The 13,806-nt window shown below is 62.3% G+C and carries 17 protein-coding genes; 4 read left to right on the top strand and 13 right to left on the bottom strand.

The genetic code is table 11. The features are described 5' to 3' along the window. Positions 1–55 precede the first annotated feature (55 nt). Together FX984_RS17465 and trmB are read left to right on the top strand one after the other, a co-directional pair. Positions 56–850 (top strand): thiazole synthase, encoded by a 795-nt coding sequence (locus FX984_RS17465; protein ID WP_027606099.1) that lies wholly within the window; start codon positions 56–58, stop codon positions 848–850. 9 nt (positions 851–859) lie between these two features. Continuing rightward, complete coding sequence (gene trmB / locus FX984_RS17460; RefSeq protein WP_065923853.1) at positions 860–1,585, top strand: tRNA (guanosine(46)-N7)-methyltransferase TrmB; 726 nt, start codon at positions 860–862, stop codon at positions 1,583–1,585. A gap of 140 nt (positions 1,586–1,725) precedes the next feature. Here trmB and FX984_RS17455 read toward each other — a convergent pair whose 3' ends face one another. The 9 genes from FX984_RS17455 to FX984_RS17415 all read right to left on the bottom strand — a co-directional run bounded on the left by FX984_RS17455 (position 1,726) and on the right by FX984_RS17415 (position 8,360). Beyond that, complete coding sequence (locus tag FX984_RS17455) at positions 1,726–2,049, bottom strand: DUF3392 domain-containing protein (protein ID WP_010207241.1); 324 nt, start codon at positions 2,047–2,049, stop codon at positions 1,726–1,728. Positions 2,050–2,067: 18 nt separating this feature from the next. After that, complete coding sequence (gene hemW, locus FX984_RS17450; RefSeq protein WP_092355683.1) at positions 2,068–3,270, bottom strand: radical SAM family heme chaperone HemW; 1,203 nt, start codon at positions 3,268–3,270, stop codon at positions 2,068–2,070. Next, positions 3,267–3,863 (bottom strand): RdgB/HAM1 family non-canonical purine NTP pyrophosphatase, encoded by a 597-nt coding sequence (rdgB, locus tag FX984_RS17445; protein WP_027606096.1) that lies wholly within the window; start codon positions 3,861–3,863, stop codon positions 3,267–3,269. Before rdgB ends, hemW begins: the two co-directional genes overlap by 4 nt. After that, entirely contained in the window at positions 3,860–4,294 is a 435-nt protein-coding gene (locus FX984_RS17440; RefSeq protein ID WP_027606095.1) for a DUF4426 domain-containing protein, read from the bottom strand. The genes rdgB and FX984_RS17440 overlap by 4 nt, the downstream gene beginning before the upstream one ends. Positions 4,295–4,315: 21 nt before the next feature. Beyond that, the gene (metW, locus tag FX984_RS17435; protein ID WP_017735309.1) at positions 4,316–4,936 is read right to left on the bottom strand and encodes a methionine biosynthesis protein MetW; all 621 of its coding nucleotides are present in this window, start codon (positions 4,934–4,936) and stop codon (positions 4,316–4,318) included. Positions 4,937–4,943: 7 nt separating this feature from the next. Further along, positions 4,944–6,083 (bottom strand): homoserine O-succinyltransferase MetX, encoded by a 1,140-nt coding sequence (gene metX, locus FX984_RS17430; RefSeq protein ID WP_146477650.1) that lies wholly within the window; start codon positions 6,081–6,083, stop codon positions 4,944–4,946. A 125-nt stretch (positions 6,084–6,208) separates the two neighbouring features. Next, entirely contained in the window at positions 6,209–6,796 is a 588-nt protein-coding gene (locus tag FX984_RS17425; protein ID WP_027606093.1) for a YggT family protein, read from the bottom strand. Between the two features lie 25 nt (positions 6,797–6,821). Beyond that, positions 6,822–7,640: a pyrroline-5-carboxylate reductase gene (gene proC / locus FX984_RS17420; protein ID WP_027606092.1), complete on the bottom strand. Its 819-nt coding sequence runs from the start codon at positions 7,638–7,640 to the stop codon at positions 6,822–6,824. Between the two features lie 33 nt (positions 7,641–7,673). Continuing rightward, positions 7,674–8,360, bottom strand: a complete 687-nt coding sequence (locus FX984_RS17415) for a YggS family pyridoxal phosphate-dependent enzyme (RefSeq protein ID WP_027606091.1) — start codon at positions 8,358–8,360, stop codon at positions 7,674–7,676. 57 nt (positions 8,361–8,417) lie between these two features. On the opposite strand from FX984_RS17415, the gene FX984_RS17410 reads away from it, so the two are divergent. Further along, the gene (locus FX984_RS17410; RefSeq protein WP_092355676.1) at positions 8,418–9,452 is read left to right on the top strand and encodes a type IV pilus twitching motility protein PilT; all 1,035 of its coding nucleotides are present in this window, start codon (positions 8,418–8,420) and stop codon (positions 9,450–9,452) included. Positions 9,453–9,590: 138 nt separating this feature from the next. On the opposite strand, the gene FX984_RS17405 is transcribed toward FX984_RS17410, so the two are convergent. Next, positions 9,591–10,226, bottom strand: coding sequence for a C40 family peptidase (locus FX984_RS17405; protein ID WP_027606089.1), 636 nt, complete (start codon positions 10,224–10,226; stop codon positions 9,591–9,593). Positions 10,227–10,476: 250 nt separating this feature from the next. Between FX984_RS17405 and FX984_RS17400 the strand changes: the two genes are divergently transcribed. Further along, a complete protein-coding gene (locus FX984_RS17400) occupies positions 10,477–10,905 on the top strand; it encodes an NINE protein (RefSeq protein ID WP_027606088.1) in 429 nt (142 codons plus the stop codon). Between the two features lie 53 nt (positions 10,906–10,958). Here FX984_RS17400 and FX984_RS17395 read toward each other — a convergent pair whose 3' ends face one another. From FX984_RS17395 to pyrR, 3 genes are read right to left on the bottom strand one after another with little or no spacing between them, the layout of a single operon-like run. Then, the gene (locus tag FX984_RS17395) at positions 10,959–12,230 is read right to left on the bottom strand and encodes a dihydroorotase (RefSeq protein WP_027606087.1); all 1,272 of its coding nucleotides are present in this window, start codon (positions 12,228–12,230) and stop codon (positions 10,959–10,961) included. Continuing rightward, entirely contained in the window at positions 12,227–13,231 is a 1,005-nt protein-coding gene (locus FX984_RS17390; RefSeq protein ID WP_027606086.1) for an aspartate carbamoyltransferase catalytic subunit, read from the bottom strand. Before FX984_RS17390 ends, FX984_RS17395 begins: the two co-directional genes overlap by 4 nt. Before the next feature lie 24 nt (positions 13,232–13,255). Next, entirely contained in the window at positions 13,256–13,762 is a 507-nt protein-coding gene (gene pyrR, locus FX984_RS17385) for a bifunctional pyr operon transcriptional regulator/uracil phosphoribosyltransferase PyrR (RefSeq protein ID WP_027606085.1), read from the bottom strand. Between the last annotated feature and the right edge of the window lie 44 nt (positions 13,763–13,806).

The raw sequence follows: 13,806 nt of genomic DNA, 5'->3' as shown, positions 1-13,806 counted from the left end.
CGCTTTTATGTAGCCCCGGATTCTGCAGAACCTCACCCCATTTCGAGGATTTCCCATGAGCATCGTTCGTAGCGACAAGCCCTTCGTCCTGGCCGGTCGTACCTACCAGTCCCGTCTGCTGGTCGGCACCGGCAAGTACCGCGACATGGAAGAAACCCGCCAGGCCATCGAAGCCTCGGGCGCCGAGATCGTGACCTTCGCCGTGCGCCGTACCAACCTCGGCCAGATCGAAGGCGAGCCGAACCTGCTCGACGTGCTGTCGCCGGATCGCTACACCTTCCTGCCGAACACCGCCGGGTGCTACGACGCCATCGAAGCCGTGCGCACCTGCCGCCTGGCCCGTGAACTGCTCGACGGCCACAACCTGGTCAAGCTGGAAGTGCTGGCCGACCAGAAAACCCTGTTCCCCAACGTGATCGAAACCCTCAAGGCCGCAGAAACGCTGGTCAAGGAAGGTTTTGACGTGATGGTCTACACCAGCGATGACCCGATCATCGCCCGCCAACTGGCCGAAATCGGCTGTATCGCCGTGATGCCGCTGGCCGGCCTGATCGGTTCCGGGCTGGGTATCTGCAATCCGTACAACCTGCAGATCATCCTCGAAGAAGCCAAGATCCCGGTCTTGGTGGACGCCGGTGTCGGTACCGCCTCCGACGCCACCATCGCCATGGAACTGGGCTGTGACGCGGTGCTGATGAACTCGGCCATCGCCCACGCCCAGCAACCGGTGCTGATGGCCGAAGCCATGAAACACGCCATCGTCGCCGGCCGCCTGGCCTACCTCGCCGGGCGCATGCCAAAAAAACTCTACGCCAGCGCCTCTTCGCCGCTGGATGGTCTGATCAAGTAAGAGCCATTGATGACTGAATCAAACGAAACGCCGAACACTGTGGAAGAAGGCGACGAGTCCAAGCACCGCCGCATCAAGAGTTTTGTGATGCGCGCCGGCCGCATGACCGAGGGCCAGCAAAAGGGCCTGGAGCAAGGTACGCCGCTGTTCGTCCTGCCCCTGGCCGACGCGCCGGTGGACTATGACCAGGTGTTCGGCCGTTCGGCCCCGCGTTCCCTGGAAATCGGTTTCGGCATGGGTCACTCCCTGCTGGAAATGGCCGCAGCCTCGCCGGAACAGGATTTCATCGGTGTGGAAGTCCACCGCCCAGGTGTCGGTGCGCTGCTTAATGGCGTGCTGACTCAAGGCCTGACCAACCTGCGGGTCTATGACTGCGACGCGATCGAAGTGCTCAACCGCTGCATCGCCGACAACAGCCTCGACCGCCTGATGCTGTTTTTCCCGGACCCTTGGCACAAGAGCCGTCACCACAAGCGCCGCATCGTCCAGGCTTCCTTCGCGGAACTGGTGCGCAGCAAGCTGAAAGTCGGCGGTGTCCTGCATATGGCTACCGACTGGGAACCCTATGCCGAATACATGCTGGAAGTGATGGACGTTGCCCCTGGCTACCGCAACCTGGCGCAAGACGGCAAATGCGTACCACGCCCGGCCGAACGCCCGATCACCAAGTTCGAGCGGCGTGGTGAGCGGCTGGGGCATGGGGTTTGGGATTTGAAGTTCGAGAAGCTGGCGTAACTCGCCACTGACTTGAAATGCAATTCAATGTGGGAGGGGGCTTGCCCCCGATAGCGGTGGATCAGTCACTTTGATGTCGACTGACCCTCAGCTATCGGGGATAAGCCCCCTCCCACAGTTGTTTTGTGTTGGATTTGAGGTCAGCGGCGATCGGCGACGACGCCAATCAACACCAGCACCACCACCAGCACCGGCGCCAGGCTGTAGTTATTGAACTGGCTCAAGCCACGCACAATCCACGGCGTCGCATAGATCAGCGCCGCACCACTGCCGATCATGCACAGCAGGGCCATCAACGGTACGCGCAACGCGCCGGCAACGCTGCCCAGGCGTGCTTCGACCCAGCCCTTGATGTCGGCGCCAAACAGCACCAGCAAACAGCCCACAAGGGCCAGGGAGATTTCCGATAGGTTGCTGCGGCTCCAGCGGGATACGGTGGCGAGCAGGTCGAGTACCAGATCCATTCGATTTCCTTAGAGCGATCAGCTCAAAAACTTCTGCAACAGGTCATTGAGAAAGAGTTGCCCGCGGTCGGTGGCCGCCAGGCGTGACGGTTCGACCTGCATTAAGCCACTTTGTTCTGCCTCGCGCCGCGCCTCGTCGAGGCTCGCCAGGTCGAGGCCGGTGCGTTCGGCGTAGAGCGTGGCGTCGACGCCCTCGGTGAGGCGCAGGGCGTTCATCAGGAACTCGAACGGCAACTCTTCGTTGGTCAGCGCCTTCGCCCCGGCCTGGAAGCTTTTGGCCGGGTTGAGGTAGTCCTTCGGCGCGCGGGTCTTCCAGGTGCGCACAATGCGCCCGTCCGGATGGCTGAGCTTGCCGTGGGCGCCGGCGCCGATGCCGATAAAGTCGCCGAAACTCCAGTAGTTGAGGTTATGCCGCGCCGGGCGCCCGGGCTGGGCGTAGGCCGACACTTCGTATTGTGCGTAACCGTGCTCGGCCAGCAGCGCCTGGCCCGCTTCCTGGATGTCCCACAGGGTATCGTCTTCCGGCAGCGCGGGCGGCTGGTTCCAGAACACGGTGTTGGGTTCCAGGGTCAACTGGTACCAGGACAGGTGTGTAGGTTTGAGCGCGATAGCCTGGCGCAGGTCACTCAACGCATCGTCCAGGGACTGATCGGGCAGGCCGTGCATCAGGTCCAGGTTGAAGTTGTCGAATCCGGCCTGGCGCGCCATCCCGGCGGCGCGTACGGCTTCGTCGCCGTTGTGGATGCGGCCCAGGGCCTCAAGCTTTGCCTGCTGGAAGCTCTGGATGCCGATGGACAGCCGGTTGATCCCCAGCGCGCGGTAGGCGATGAACTTCTCTTGCTCGAACGTGCCGGGGTTGGCTTCCAGGGTGATCTCGATGTCACCGGCAAACGGGATGCGTGCTTCCACGCCTTTGAGCAATCGGCCCAGCGCCGCAGCGCTGAACAGGCTTGGCGTGCCGCCGCCGAAGAAGATAGAACTCAGTTCGCGCCCATACACCGCGTGCAGGTCCTGATCGAGGTCGGCCAGCAAGGCGTCCACATACTCTTCTTCCGGCAGCACCTTGCTGGCGGTGTGGGAGTTGAAGTCGCAATAAGGGCATTTGCGCACGCACCACGGGATGTGGATGTACAGCGCCAAGGGCGGCAGCACCGGTAGCGCCGCCCGAGGTGTTTGCGCGCCACCGTGGATCAGCGGCTGCGCGGAGGTGTTCCGGGTCATTTCAAGCCCAGGCGCTGGCGCAGCAAATCCATTGCGCGGGCGCGGTGGCTGATCTGGTTCTTGTCGGCCGGGCTCAATTCGGCGCTGGAGACATTGCGCTCCGGCACCCAGAACAACGGGTCATAGCCAAAACCGTGCTCACCGCTGGCAGCGTGCAGGATGCGCCCGTGCCACAGGCCTTCGCAGAGGATCGGCAGCGGGTCATCGGCATGCCGTACCAAGGCCAGCACACAGACGAACTGCGCGCCGCGCATCGCGTCCGGCACGTCCTTGAGCGCGTCCAGCAACTTGGCGTTGTTGGCCGCGTCGCCCTTGCCGTCGGCATAACGCGCCGAATAGATACCCGGCGCGCCGCCGAGGAAGTCCACCGCCAGGCCAGAGTCATCCGCCAGCGCCGGAAGGCCCGAGATCCGTGCGGCATTGCGCGCCTTGAGGATGGCGTTCTCGACGAACGACAGGCCGGTCTCTTCCGGCTCCACCTGGCTGAACTCGCCAATCGAGCGCAGTTGCACGGACTCGCCGAGCATGGCCTGGAGTTCTTTGAGCTTGCCGGCGTTATGGCTGGCCAGTACGAGTTGAGTAAGGTTCATCATTCCGCCGGAAACAGTTCCTGGTTGAATTGGAAGCTATGGGCTTTGCCGCCGGTTTCCACATTGATGGTAAACGTCTTGTATTCCCGCTGCGTCACGGAGTACGGCGCGAGGTAATTGATCCCGCCTTTCTCGTCGATTTGCTTGAACGTCAGGATCTCGCTCTTGCCGCCCAGGTCCTTGATGGTGCCTGTCACCTGCGCTGCCACCGGGGTTACGCCCTTGATCACGGTCACATTGATCAAGCCCTTCTCCTTGCTGCGCACCACGCCGACTTTCTGGGCGGTTTCCGGCTGCAGGAAGCTGGAGGTGAAGGTGTTGTAATGAACGGTGATATCACCGAAGTCTTTCTTGCGATTAGCGTCGATAGTGTCCGCCGCCATGGCGCTGGCGCCCAGGCATGCAGTCAGTAGAAAAATAGCCAAGCGACTCATGATCGTCCCTCTTGAAAATGATTAGACGGCAATCTTGTGATCCGTCAGGCCAGGGCTGCTGACCCGGTAGATACCAATTTCGCCCAACAGATTGGGCCATAGCTTGCTTGCCCAGCCGTGACGATGCTGTTGATCGACGGCCAGGCGGTTGATCACCTTGGCTTCACGCTCGCCACACAGGGCTTCGAAGTCTTCGAAGGTGCAGAAGTGGATGTTCGGCGTGTTGTACCAGGTGTACGGCAGGAAATCCGAGACCGGCATGCGGCCCTTGGTCGCCAGGTACCAGCGGCAGCGCCAGTGCCCGAAGTTGGGGAAGGTGATGATGCACTGGCGGCCCACGCGCAGCATTTCGTCGAGGATGCGGTCCGGGTAGTGCACCGCTTGCAGGGCCTGGGTCATCACCACGATATCGAAGCTGTTGCTGGCGAAGTTGCCCAGGCCCTTGTCCAGGTCCTGCTCGATCACGTTGATGCCCTTGGCCACGCACTGGGCGATGTTGTCCGGGTCGTTTTCCAGGCCGTAGCCGGTGACTTGCTTGTTGTCGCGCAGCCAGCTCAGCAGTTCGCCATCGCCGCAGCCCAGGTCGAGCACGCGGCTGCCGGCGGGGATCCAGTCTTGGATGATGTCCAGGTCGGCTCTCATGGCGTTCTCACAAAGTAATGCGGTTCATGTAGTTGCTGAAAGCCTGGAGGTAGCGCGGGATCGGAATCAGGAAGGCGTCATGGCCTTGCGGTGCATCGATCTCCAGGTAGCAGACGTCTTTCTTGGCCGCCATCAGCGCATCCACCAGCTCTCGGGAGCGGGCCGGCGAGAAGCGCCAGTCGGTGGTGAACGACATGACGCAGAACTTCGCCGTGGCGCCCTCGAAGGTTTTCGCCAGGTCATCGTCGTGGTTGGCTGCCGGGTCGAAGTAGTCCAGGGCCTTGGTCATCAGCAGGTAGGTGTTGGCGTCGAAACGCCCGGAGAACTCCTCGCCCTGATAACGCAGGTAGCTTTCCACCTGGAACTCGACGCTGTGGAAGTCGTAGTTGAGCTTCTCGCTCTTGAGGCCACGGCCGAATTTCTCGCCCATGGAGTCATCGGACAGGTAGGTGATGTGTCCGACCATTCGCGCCAGCATCAAGCCGCGCTTGGGGATCACACCGGCTTCCTGGAACGAACCGCCGTGGAACTCGGGGTCGGTGAGGATGGCCTGGCGTGCTACTTCGTTGAAGGCGATGTTCTGCGCCGACAATTTTGGTGCCGAGGCGATGGCCAGGCAATGGCGCACGCGATCCGGATACGTGATGGTCCATTGCAGGGCCTGCATGCCGCCCAGGCTGCCGCCGATCACGGCGGCCCATTGTCGGATATCCAGCAGGTCGGCGAGGCGCGCCTGGCTGTGCACCCAGTCTTCCACGGTGAGTACCGGGAAGTCGGCGCCGAACGGCCTGCCGGTTTCCGGGTTGAGGCTGCTGGGGCCGGTGGAACCGTTGCAGCCGCCGAGGTTGTTCAGGCTGACGACAAAGAACTTGTTGGTGTCGATGGGCTTGCCGGGGCCGATGCAACTGTCCCACCAGCCAGGCTTGCGCTCGTCAACGCTGTGGAAGCCAGCGGCGTGATGATGGCCGGAGAGGGCGTGGCAGATCAGCACGGCGTTGCTCGCCGTGGCGTTCAGTTGGCCGTAGGTTTCATAGATCAGGTCGTAGGCGGGCAACGAACGGCCGCAGGCCAGGGCCAGTGGTTCGCTGAAGTGCGCCACTTGGGGCACGACCAGTCCAACAGAATCGGGGGGGAAGGCAGTTGGCATCGACCCTGCTCTCGTTTAAATGAGGCGTAAGTCTAAAGACCGATGCACCCAGCGGCAAGCAAAGGCCAAATGTGGGAGGGGCAAGTCGAATCGTCGCCCCGCCCCTCCTGCATTTGCTCTGCCTGTCAGATCAGTCCGAACAGTTCCTTCGGCATGTTCGCGAAGTCAGCCAGGTACGGGATGCCCCAGCCTTGTATCAGCTGGATCGCGATAAACGCGAAGATCGGCGAAATATCCAGGCCGCCCAGGTTGGGCACCCAGCGGCGGAACGGCGCGAGCACCGGCTCGGTGATCTGAGACACCAGCTCGGCACCTGGGCTGCGGCTACCCGGCGCGACCCAGGACAGGATCACGCTGATGATCATCGACCAGAAGATGATCTTCAAAAACAACGAGAAGATCCCGATCAGTGCCCACGGCAACAGCAGCACGGTGTAAGGCAGGTAGCCCTTGAGCATCAGGACCAGCGCGAACAGCAGGATCTGCAGCAGCAGCGCCAGCACCAGCGACGACATGTCCAGGCCGAACATGCTCGGGACCACCCGGCGCAGGGGCTTGAGCAGCGGTTGGGTGGCCTTCACCACGAATTGGCACAGCGGGTTGTAGAAGTTCGCCCGCACCAGTTGCAGGATAAAACGCATCAGCACGATCAGCAGGTACAGGCTGCCCAAGGTCTGGATGATGAAGATGACGGCGTCATTGAGTCCAAGCATCATTTATTCCTTCGTAGGGGGACGACTATTTGCCCAGCTGCTCGGCCATTTCAGCCGACCGATGTGCTGCGGCACCCAGTGCTTTTTCCACCAGGGCTTCAAAGCCCCCGGCCTGGAACGATTCGATGGCAGCCTGCGTCGTGCCGCCGGGGGAAGTGACGCGGCGGCGCAACTCGGCAGCGTCCACCTCACTGGAGACAGCCATTTTCGCGGCGCCCAGGGCGGTTTGCTCGGCCAGTTGCTCGGCGACTTGCTGCGGCAGGCCCAGTTTCACGCCGGCGGCGGTCATGGCCTCGATCAGCAGGAAGAAGTAAGCCGGGCCGCTGCCCGACACGGCGGTGACCGCGTCCAGTTGCTGCTCCTGTTCCAGCCACAGGGCGATGCCCACGGCGGACAGCAGTTCCTGGGCCTGGTCACGTTGCTCGGCGGTCACCTCGTGGGTGGCGTACAAACCGCTCACACCCTGGCGCAGCAGCGCCGGGGTGTTGGGCATGCAACGCACGATCGGTTGCGCGCCGAGCCAGTTGTTCATGCTGGCGCAGGTGATGCCGGCGGCGATCGACACCACCAGTTGGTGCGGCTGCAGGCTTGGGCGCAGGCTTTCGCACACGGCCTTCATGGCCTGTGGCTTGACCGCCAGCACGATCACATCGACACCTTGGATGGCTTCGGCGTTATCGGCGAAGGTTTCGATACCGTGCTCGGCGCTGACGCGGGCACGGGTCTCGGCGCCCGGATCGCTGGCGCGGATCTGCGCCGCTTCCAGGCCCTTGGCCCGCAGGCCGCCGATCAGGCTGGCCGCCATGTTGCCGGCGCCGATAAAGGCAATACGCGTGTTGCTCATGACAGGTCCTTACTTAGATGGATGTCAGCCATTTCATGGCTGGCCGTAGTCGCGGGCGCCAAACAGGGCGGTACCGATCCGCACCCAGGTGGCGCCCTGGGCGATGGCCGACTCAAGGTCGTGGCTCATGCCCATGGAAAGTGTGTCGAGCGGCAGGTTCAGGCTGTTTTGCAGGTCGCGCACGCTGGAAAACGCGGCGTCTTGTTCGGCCCGATCGTCCGTCGGCTCGGGAATCGCCATCAGGCCCCGCAGCTTCAAGCGCGGCAGGGCGCTGATGGCGTTGGCCAGCGCCGGCAGGTCGGCGGAGGTGCAGCCGGACTTGCTGGCCTCGCCACTGACATTGACCTGGATGCAGATATTCAGCGGTGGCAGGTCGGCCGGGCGTTGCTCGGACAGGCGTTGTGCAATTTTGAGACGGTCCACGGAATGCACCCAGGCGAAATTCTCGGCGATGGCGCGAGTCTTGTTCGATTGAATGGGGCCGATGAAGTGCCAACTCAAGGGCAGGTCGGTTAATTCGGCCTGCTTGCCCAGGGCTTCCTGCAGGTAGTTTTCGCCAAAATCACGCACCCCGGCGGCATAGGCTTCACGCACGGCTTGGGCAGGTTTGGTCTTGCTCACGGCCAGCAGGTGGATACTGTTTGCGTCACGTTGCACGGCGTCGGCTGCGGCGCGGATGCGCTGGCTAACCTGGCCGATGTTGTCTGCTATCGTCGACATTCAAGATGCGCCCGTGGATATGGAGTCCGCGGCATTCTACTGGAAATGGAAAGCCCTATGGATATCACTGAATTACTGGAGGCCGGCGTGCGTCGCGGCGCTTCCGACCTGCATCTGTCGGCCGGTATGGCGCCCATGCTGCGTATTGATGGTGAGGTCTGGCCGTTGGATTGGCCGGTGCTTTCACCCCCGCAAGTAGCGGATTTATTGAGCCCGTTGCTCAACCGCTACCAACAAAAGGATTTCGAAACATCTCTTGAAACGGATTTTGCCTTCGAGTTGCCGGGCGTGGCGCGGTTCCGGGCGAACGTATTCCAGCAGGATCGCGGCATGGGCGCGGTGTTTCGCACCATCCCGGCCGAGGTCCAGAGCCTGGAAAACCTCGGCCTGGGGGAAGTGTTCCAGCGTATCGCCCAGCTTGCGCGCGGCCTGGTGCTGGTGACGGGCCCCACCGGCTCCGGCAAGTCCACTACCCTGGCGGCGATGATCGATTACCTCAACCAGCATCGGCGCCAGCACATCCTCACGCTGGAAGACCCCATCGAGTTTATCCACACGCCGAAAACCGCCCTGATCAACCAGCGCCAGGTGCATCGCGACACCCACAGTTTCTCGCTGGCCTTGCGTTCGGCGCTGCGCGAAGACCCTGATGTGATCCTGGTGGGCGAACTGCGCGACCTGGAAACCATCCGCCTGGCCCTGACGGCGGCTGAGACCGGGCATCTGGTATTTGGCACCCTGCACACCACCTCGGCGGCAAAGACCGTGGACAGGCTGGTGGACGTGTTCCCGGCGGGGGAAAAGGCCATGGTCCGCTCGATGCTGTCGGAATCGTTGCAGGCGGTAGTGTCCCAGGTGCTGGTCAAGAAGGTTGGCGGCGGGCGGGTGGCGGCCCATGAAATCATGCTGGGCACGCCGGCTATTCGTAACTTGATCCGCGAGGACAAGGTGGCGCAGATCGTCTCGGCGATTCAGACCGGCGGTGCGCTGGGTATGAAAACGCTGGATATGAGCTTGAAGGCGTTGGTCACGGAAGGCGTGATCAGCCGGGAAGAGGCGCGGGAGAAGGCGAGGGTGCCTGGGGATATCTGAGGGGTTGTGAACGACACACATCAAATGTGGGAGGGGGCTTGCCCCGATAGCGGTGGATCAGTCAGCTTATCTGTACCTGGCCCACTGCTATCGGGAGCAAGCCCCCTCCCACATGTACTACTGCATTCCAGCTTCAGATCAGCGTTGTACTACCCGCAAGGTGTTCTGCTCTTTCGGCAGAACCCGCTTGGCAATCACGTAGTTCTTGTCCCAGAACGGCTTTTTCAGCGTGTCGATGCTGACCGACTTGCCACGACGCGGTGCGTGGATGAAGCGGTCGTTGCCCAGGTAGATGGCTACGTGGTTCACCTGGCGGCTCTTCAGTTTGAAGAACAACAGGTCACCCGGTTTCAGGTCCTTGCGCTCAACCTTCTGCCCATGACCGGCGGCCATGGCGTTGGAGGTGCGCGGCAGATCCACGGCCGCTACGTCGTTAAACGCATATTTCACCAGGCCGCTGCAGTCAAACCCTTTACTTGGGCTGCTGCCGCCCCAACGATAAGGCGTACCGAGCACGTTTACGGCGCGGCTGAGGACGGTGCTGCTTTGCCTGGTGTTGACTGCCATCAGGCCTGGAACTGCTTTACCGTGGGCCTTGCTCAGTTGAGTCGGGCGGCTGACGGTTGGCTTTGCCGATTTGGCAGTGCTGGGCGCGCTGTGGACTTTAGGGGTGAAACCGTTGACGTTCGGAAGTCGTTGCTCACGATTGGTGGCGTGGGCGGCCAGTGGCATTAATAGGCAAATGGTTAGCCATGTCTTTAAAAATGGTCGCATCAGGCGTGGCTCTTATGGGTTTGCGCGCAACTTTATAACAGCTTTTTGTGTCGTTCTCAGGCCGTTTGTCGACTGAACCTTGGGGTCAAACTCAGGAAAAACGCGACGATTCGCCGCGATTGTCCTACACAAGTCAGGTGGCATAAGGCTTTCAGGGGAGGGAAGATACCATTTGCCGTACGTCGGGCGCCTGTAAAAAAGTCACAAAGAAAGTGAAAAAATTTATCTATCGAAGCAAAAGAGGTACGCCATGAACACCTATCAACAGGTTGGTCCGCAGCAAGACACCCACAGCAAGGTGATCGGTTACCTGCTCTGGATTTTCGGGTTTACCGGGGCCCATCGTTTCTATTACGGCAAACCGGTCACTGGAACGATCTGGTTTTTCACCCTCGGCTTGCTGGGGATCGGCTGGCTGATCGACCTGTTCCTGATTCCGGCCATGGACCGTGAAGCGGACCTGCGTTTTACCGCTGGGCCAATCGAATACAACGTGGCGTGGATTCTGTTGGCGTTCCTGGGGGTGTTCGGCGTGCACCGCATGTACCAGGGCAAATGGATCACCGGCCTGATCTACCTGCTGACCGGCGGCTTGTTCCTGGTGGGGGTGCTGTATGACTTCTGGACCTTGAATACCCAGGTTTCGATCCGCAATGCCGAGCGCAACGGCGGCCGGTAGATCATAAATAACCTGTAGAAGCGAGCAAGCTCGCTCCTACAGTTTTTAATGGCTCAAGCCTGGTAGCTGATGCGCCCATCCACCAAGGTGTAGCGCACGCTCGCCGGCAGGCTATGGCCGATGAACGGGCAGTTCTCACCCTTGGACAGCCAGTGCTCGCCCGCAACCGTGGAGCCGGCCGGGTCAAACAGCACCAGATCCGCCGCCGACCCCACCGCCAGCTTGCCCGCCGGCAGGCGCAAGGCCTCGGCCGGGCCTGCGCTCAGGCGCGCCAGCAGTGTCGGCAGGTCCAGCAAACCGTCTTCCACCAACGTCATCGCCAGCGGCAGCAACAGCTCCACGCTGCTGATGCCCGGCTCCGTCGCGCCGAACGGCGCCAGCTTGGCATCGCGCTCATGGGGCTGGTGGTGGCTGGAAATCGCCGAGATCACACCGGATTTGACTGCCGCACGCAAACCGTCACGATCGGCCAGTGTGCGCAGCGGCGGTTGCACGTGGTAAAGGCTGGAGAAGTCAATCAGCGCCTCATCCGTCAGCAGCAACTGATACAACGCCACGTCTGCCGTCACCGGCAGGCCACGGGCCTGGGCCTGGGCGATCAGGGCCACGCCCCGGGCACTGGTCAACTGGCTGAAGTGCGCACGCACGCCGCTTTGTTCCACCAGCAGCAGGTCACGGGCCAGGGCTACGGTTTCAGCGGTTTCCGGAATGCCCGGCAAGCCGAGGAAGCTGGCGACCGCACCTTCATGGGCCAGGCCGCCTTCGGCCAGGTCGCGGTCCTGGGAGTGGAAGATCACCGTCAAGTCGAAGGTGGCCGCGTATTCCAGGGCGCGGCACAGGGTGCGGGTGCTGCGGAAACTCTCCAGGCCGTTGCCGAACGCCACGCAACCGGCATCGCGCAGGGCGATCAGTTCGGCGAGTTGTTCGCCTTCCAGGCCTTTGCTCAGGGCGCCGATGGGGAACACTTTGCAATTGCCGGCTTCACGGGCACGGTCGAGGATCAGCTCGGTCACGGCCGACGTGTCGAGCACCGGCTTGGTGTGCGGTGGGCAGCACAGGCTGGTGACGCCACCGGCTGCGGCCGCGCGGGTCTCGCTGGTGATATTGCCTTTGCGGCTGAAGCCCGGCTCGCGCAGGGCTACGTTCAGGTCCACCAGGCCGGGCGCGGCCACCAGGCCTTTGGCGTCGATGGTCTCGCTGGGGCTGAAAGCACCGGGCGCGGCACCGATGGCGATGATCCGGCCGGCCTCCAGGTGCAGATCGGTAACGTGATCCAGGCCACTGGCCGGATCGATGACTCGGGCGCCGAGAATGCTGAGCTTCACTGGGCCTTCTCCTGCTCGAATTGACGTTGCGCGGTTTGTCCGCTCATGGCCATGGACAACACCGCCATGCGCACGGCGATGCCATACGTGACCTGGTTGAGAATCACCGACTGGCTGCCGTCGGCCACCGCCGACTCAATCTCCACGCCTCGGTTGATCGGCCCCGGGTGCATCACGATGGCGTCCGGCTTGGCGCCGGCCAGGCGTGCGGTGGTCAGGCCGAACAGACGGTAGAACTCGCCTTCGCTCGGCAGCAGGCCACCCGACATGCGTTCGCGTTGCAGGCGCAGCATGATCACCACGTCCACATCCTTGAGGCCTTCGGTCATGTCGGTGTAGACCTTCACGCCGTATTGCTCGATGCCGATGGGCAGCAGGGTTTTCGGTGCGATCACGCGGATGTCCGGGCAACCCAGGGTTTTCAGGGCCAGCATGTTCGAGCGTGCCACCCGCGAGTGCAGGATGTCGCCGACGATGGCCACCGAGAGGTTTTCAAAGCTGCCCTTGTGCCGGCGTATGGTGAGCATGTCGAGCATGCCCTGGGTCGGGTGGGCGTGACGGCCGTCGCCGCCGTTGATGATCGCCACCTGCGGGCACACGTGCTCGGCAATGAAGTGGGCGGCACCGGAGTCGCCGTGGCGCACCACGAACATGTCGGCGGCCATCGCTTCCAGGTTGCGCAGGGTGTCGAGCAGGGTCTCGCCCTTGCTCGCCGACGAGGTGGACACGTTCAGCGTGATCACGTCGGCCGACAGCCGTTGGGCCGCCAGTTCAAAGGTGGTCCGTGTACGGGTGGAGTTCTCGAAGAACACGTTGCAGATGGTCTTGCCGCGCAGCAGCGGGACTTTCTTCACCGCCCGGCCGCCAACCTCGAGGAACGAGTCGGCGGTGTCGAGGATTTCGGTGAGCAGTTCGCGGGGCAAACCGTCGAGGGACAAGAAGTGTTGCAACTGGCCCTGAGCATTGAGCTGCAGCGGGCGCTTGGCATCTAGAGGCGTCATCGCGGGGACTCTTTACAAGGCGGTTTAAAGGGCAAGGTCTTGCAGTTCGAGTTCGAGCGGCGTGGGACCGGACAATTTTACTCGCTGGCTGGCCTCAAGGGACAGCGTGGCGCCAACCACGTCCGGGCTGATGGGCAGTTCGCCTGCCTCCAGGTCCAGCAGGCAGACCAGGGTGATGCTGGCCGGGCGCCCGTAATCGAACAATTCATTCATGGCGGCGCGGATGGTACGGCCGCTCATCAGTACATCGTCGATCAGCACCAGGTGCTGGCCTTCAATCTCGAACGGCAGGGCGGACGGGCGCACTTGCGGGTGCAGGCCGTTCTGGCTGAAGTCGTCGCGGTAGAAGGACACGTCCAGGGTACCCAAGGGTGAGTCGCTGCCCAGTTCGTCCAGCAACGCCTGGGCGACCCACACACCACCGGTGCGAATGCCGATAAAGCGCGGTTCGCTGATGCCACGGTGTTCCAGGTGCGTCTTGAGGCTAACCGCCATCTGGCGGATCAGTTCGGCGGGGTTTGGCAGGCTCATGGTGGCTCCTTCAAGGCCTTGCGCGGCGGGGGCGACGACAAGGT

The organism is Pseudomonas marginalis (assembly GCF_008692035.1).
GTDB classification, from domain to species: Bacteria; Pseudomonadota; Gammaproteobacteria; order Pseudomonadales; family Pseudomonadaceae; genus Aquipseudomonas; species Aquipseudomonas marginalis.
The sequence above is the reverse complement of the archived record's forward strand: the minus strand, read 5'-3'. Positions and strand labels throughout refer to the sequence as shown.

Bases quoted from the DNA above. Each gene is read 5' to 3' on its own strand.
- FX984_RS17465 (WP_027606099.1), top strand. From the start codon at position 56: ATGAGCATCGTTCGTAGCGACAAGCCCTTCGTCCTGGCCGGTCGTACC.
- trmB (WP_065923853.1), top strand. From the start codon at position 860: ATGACTGAATCAAACGAAACGCCGAACACTGTGGAAGAAGGCGACGAG.
- FX984_RS17455 (WP_010207241.1), bottom strand. From the start codon at position 2,049: ATGGATCTGGTACTCGACCTGCTCGCCACCGTATCCCGCTGGAGCCGC.
- hemW (WP_092355683.1), bottom strand. From the start codon at position 3,270: ATGACCCGGAACACCTCCGCGCAGCCGCTGATCCACGGTGGCGCGCAA.
- rdgB (WP_027606096.1), bottom strand. From the start codon at position 3,863: ATGATGAACCTTACTCAACTCGTACTGGCCAGCCATAACGCCGGCAAG.
- FX984_RS17440 (WP_027606095.1), bottom strand. From the start codon at position 4,294: ATGAGTCGCTTGGCTATTTTTCTACTGACTGCATGCCTGGGCGCCAGC.
- metW (WP_017735309.1), bottom strand. From the start codon at position 4,936: ATGAGAGCCGACCTGGACATCATCCAAGACTGGATCCCCGCCGGCAGC.
- metX (WP_146477650.1), bottom strand. From the start codon at position 6,083: ATGCCAACTGCCTTCCCCCCCGATTCTGTTGGACTGGTCGTGCCCCAA.
- FX984_RS17425 (WP_027606093.1), bottom strand. From the start codon at position 6,796: ATGCTTGGACTCAATGACGCCGTCATCTTCATCATCCAGACCTTGGGC.
- proC (WP_027606092.1), bottom strand. From the start codon at position 7,640: ATGAGCAACACGCGTATTGCCTTTATCGGCGCCGGCAACATGGCGGCC.
- FX984_RS17415 (WP_027606091.1), bottom strand. From the start codon at position 8,360: ATGTCGACGATAGCAGACAACATCGGCCAGGTTAGCCAGCGCATCCGC.
- FX984_RS17410 (WP_092355676.1), top strand. From the start codon at position 8,418: ATGGATATCACTGAATTACTGGAGGCCGGCGTGCGTCGCGGCGCTTCC.
- FX984_RS17405 (WP_027606089.1), bottom strand. From the start codon at position 10,226: ATGCGACCATTTTTAAAGACATGGCTAACCATTTGCCTATTAATGCCA.
- FX984_RS17400 (WP_027606088.1), top strand. From the start codon at position 10,477: ATGAACACCTATCAACAGGTTGGTCCGCAGCAAGACACCCACAGCAAG.
- FX984_RS17390 (WP_027606086.1), bottom strand. From the start codon at position 13,231: ATGACGCCTCTAGATGCCAAGCGCCCGCTGCAGCTCAATGCTCAGGGC.
- pyrR (WP_027606085.1), bottom strand. From the start codon at position 13,762: ATGAGCCTGCCAAACCCCGCCGAACTGATCCGCCAGATGGCGGTTAGC.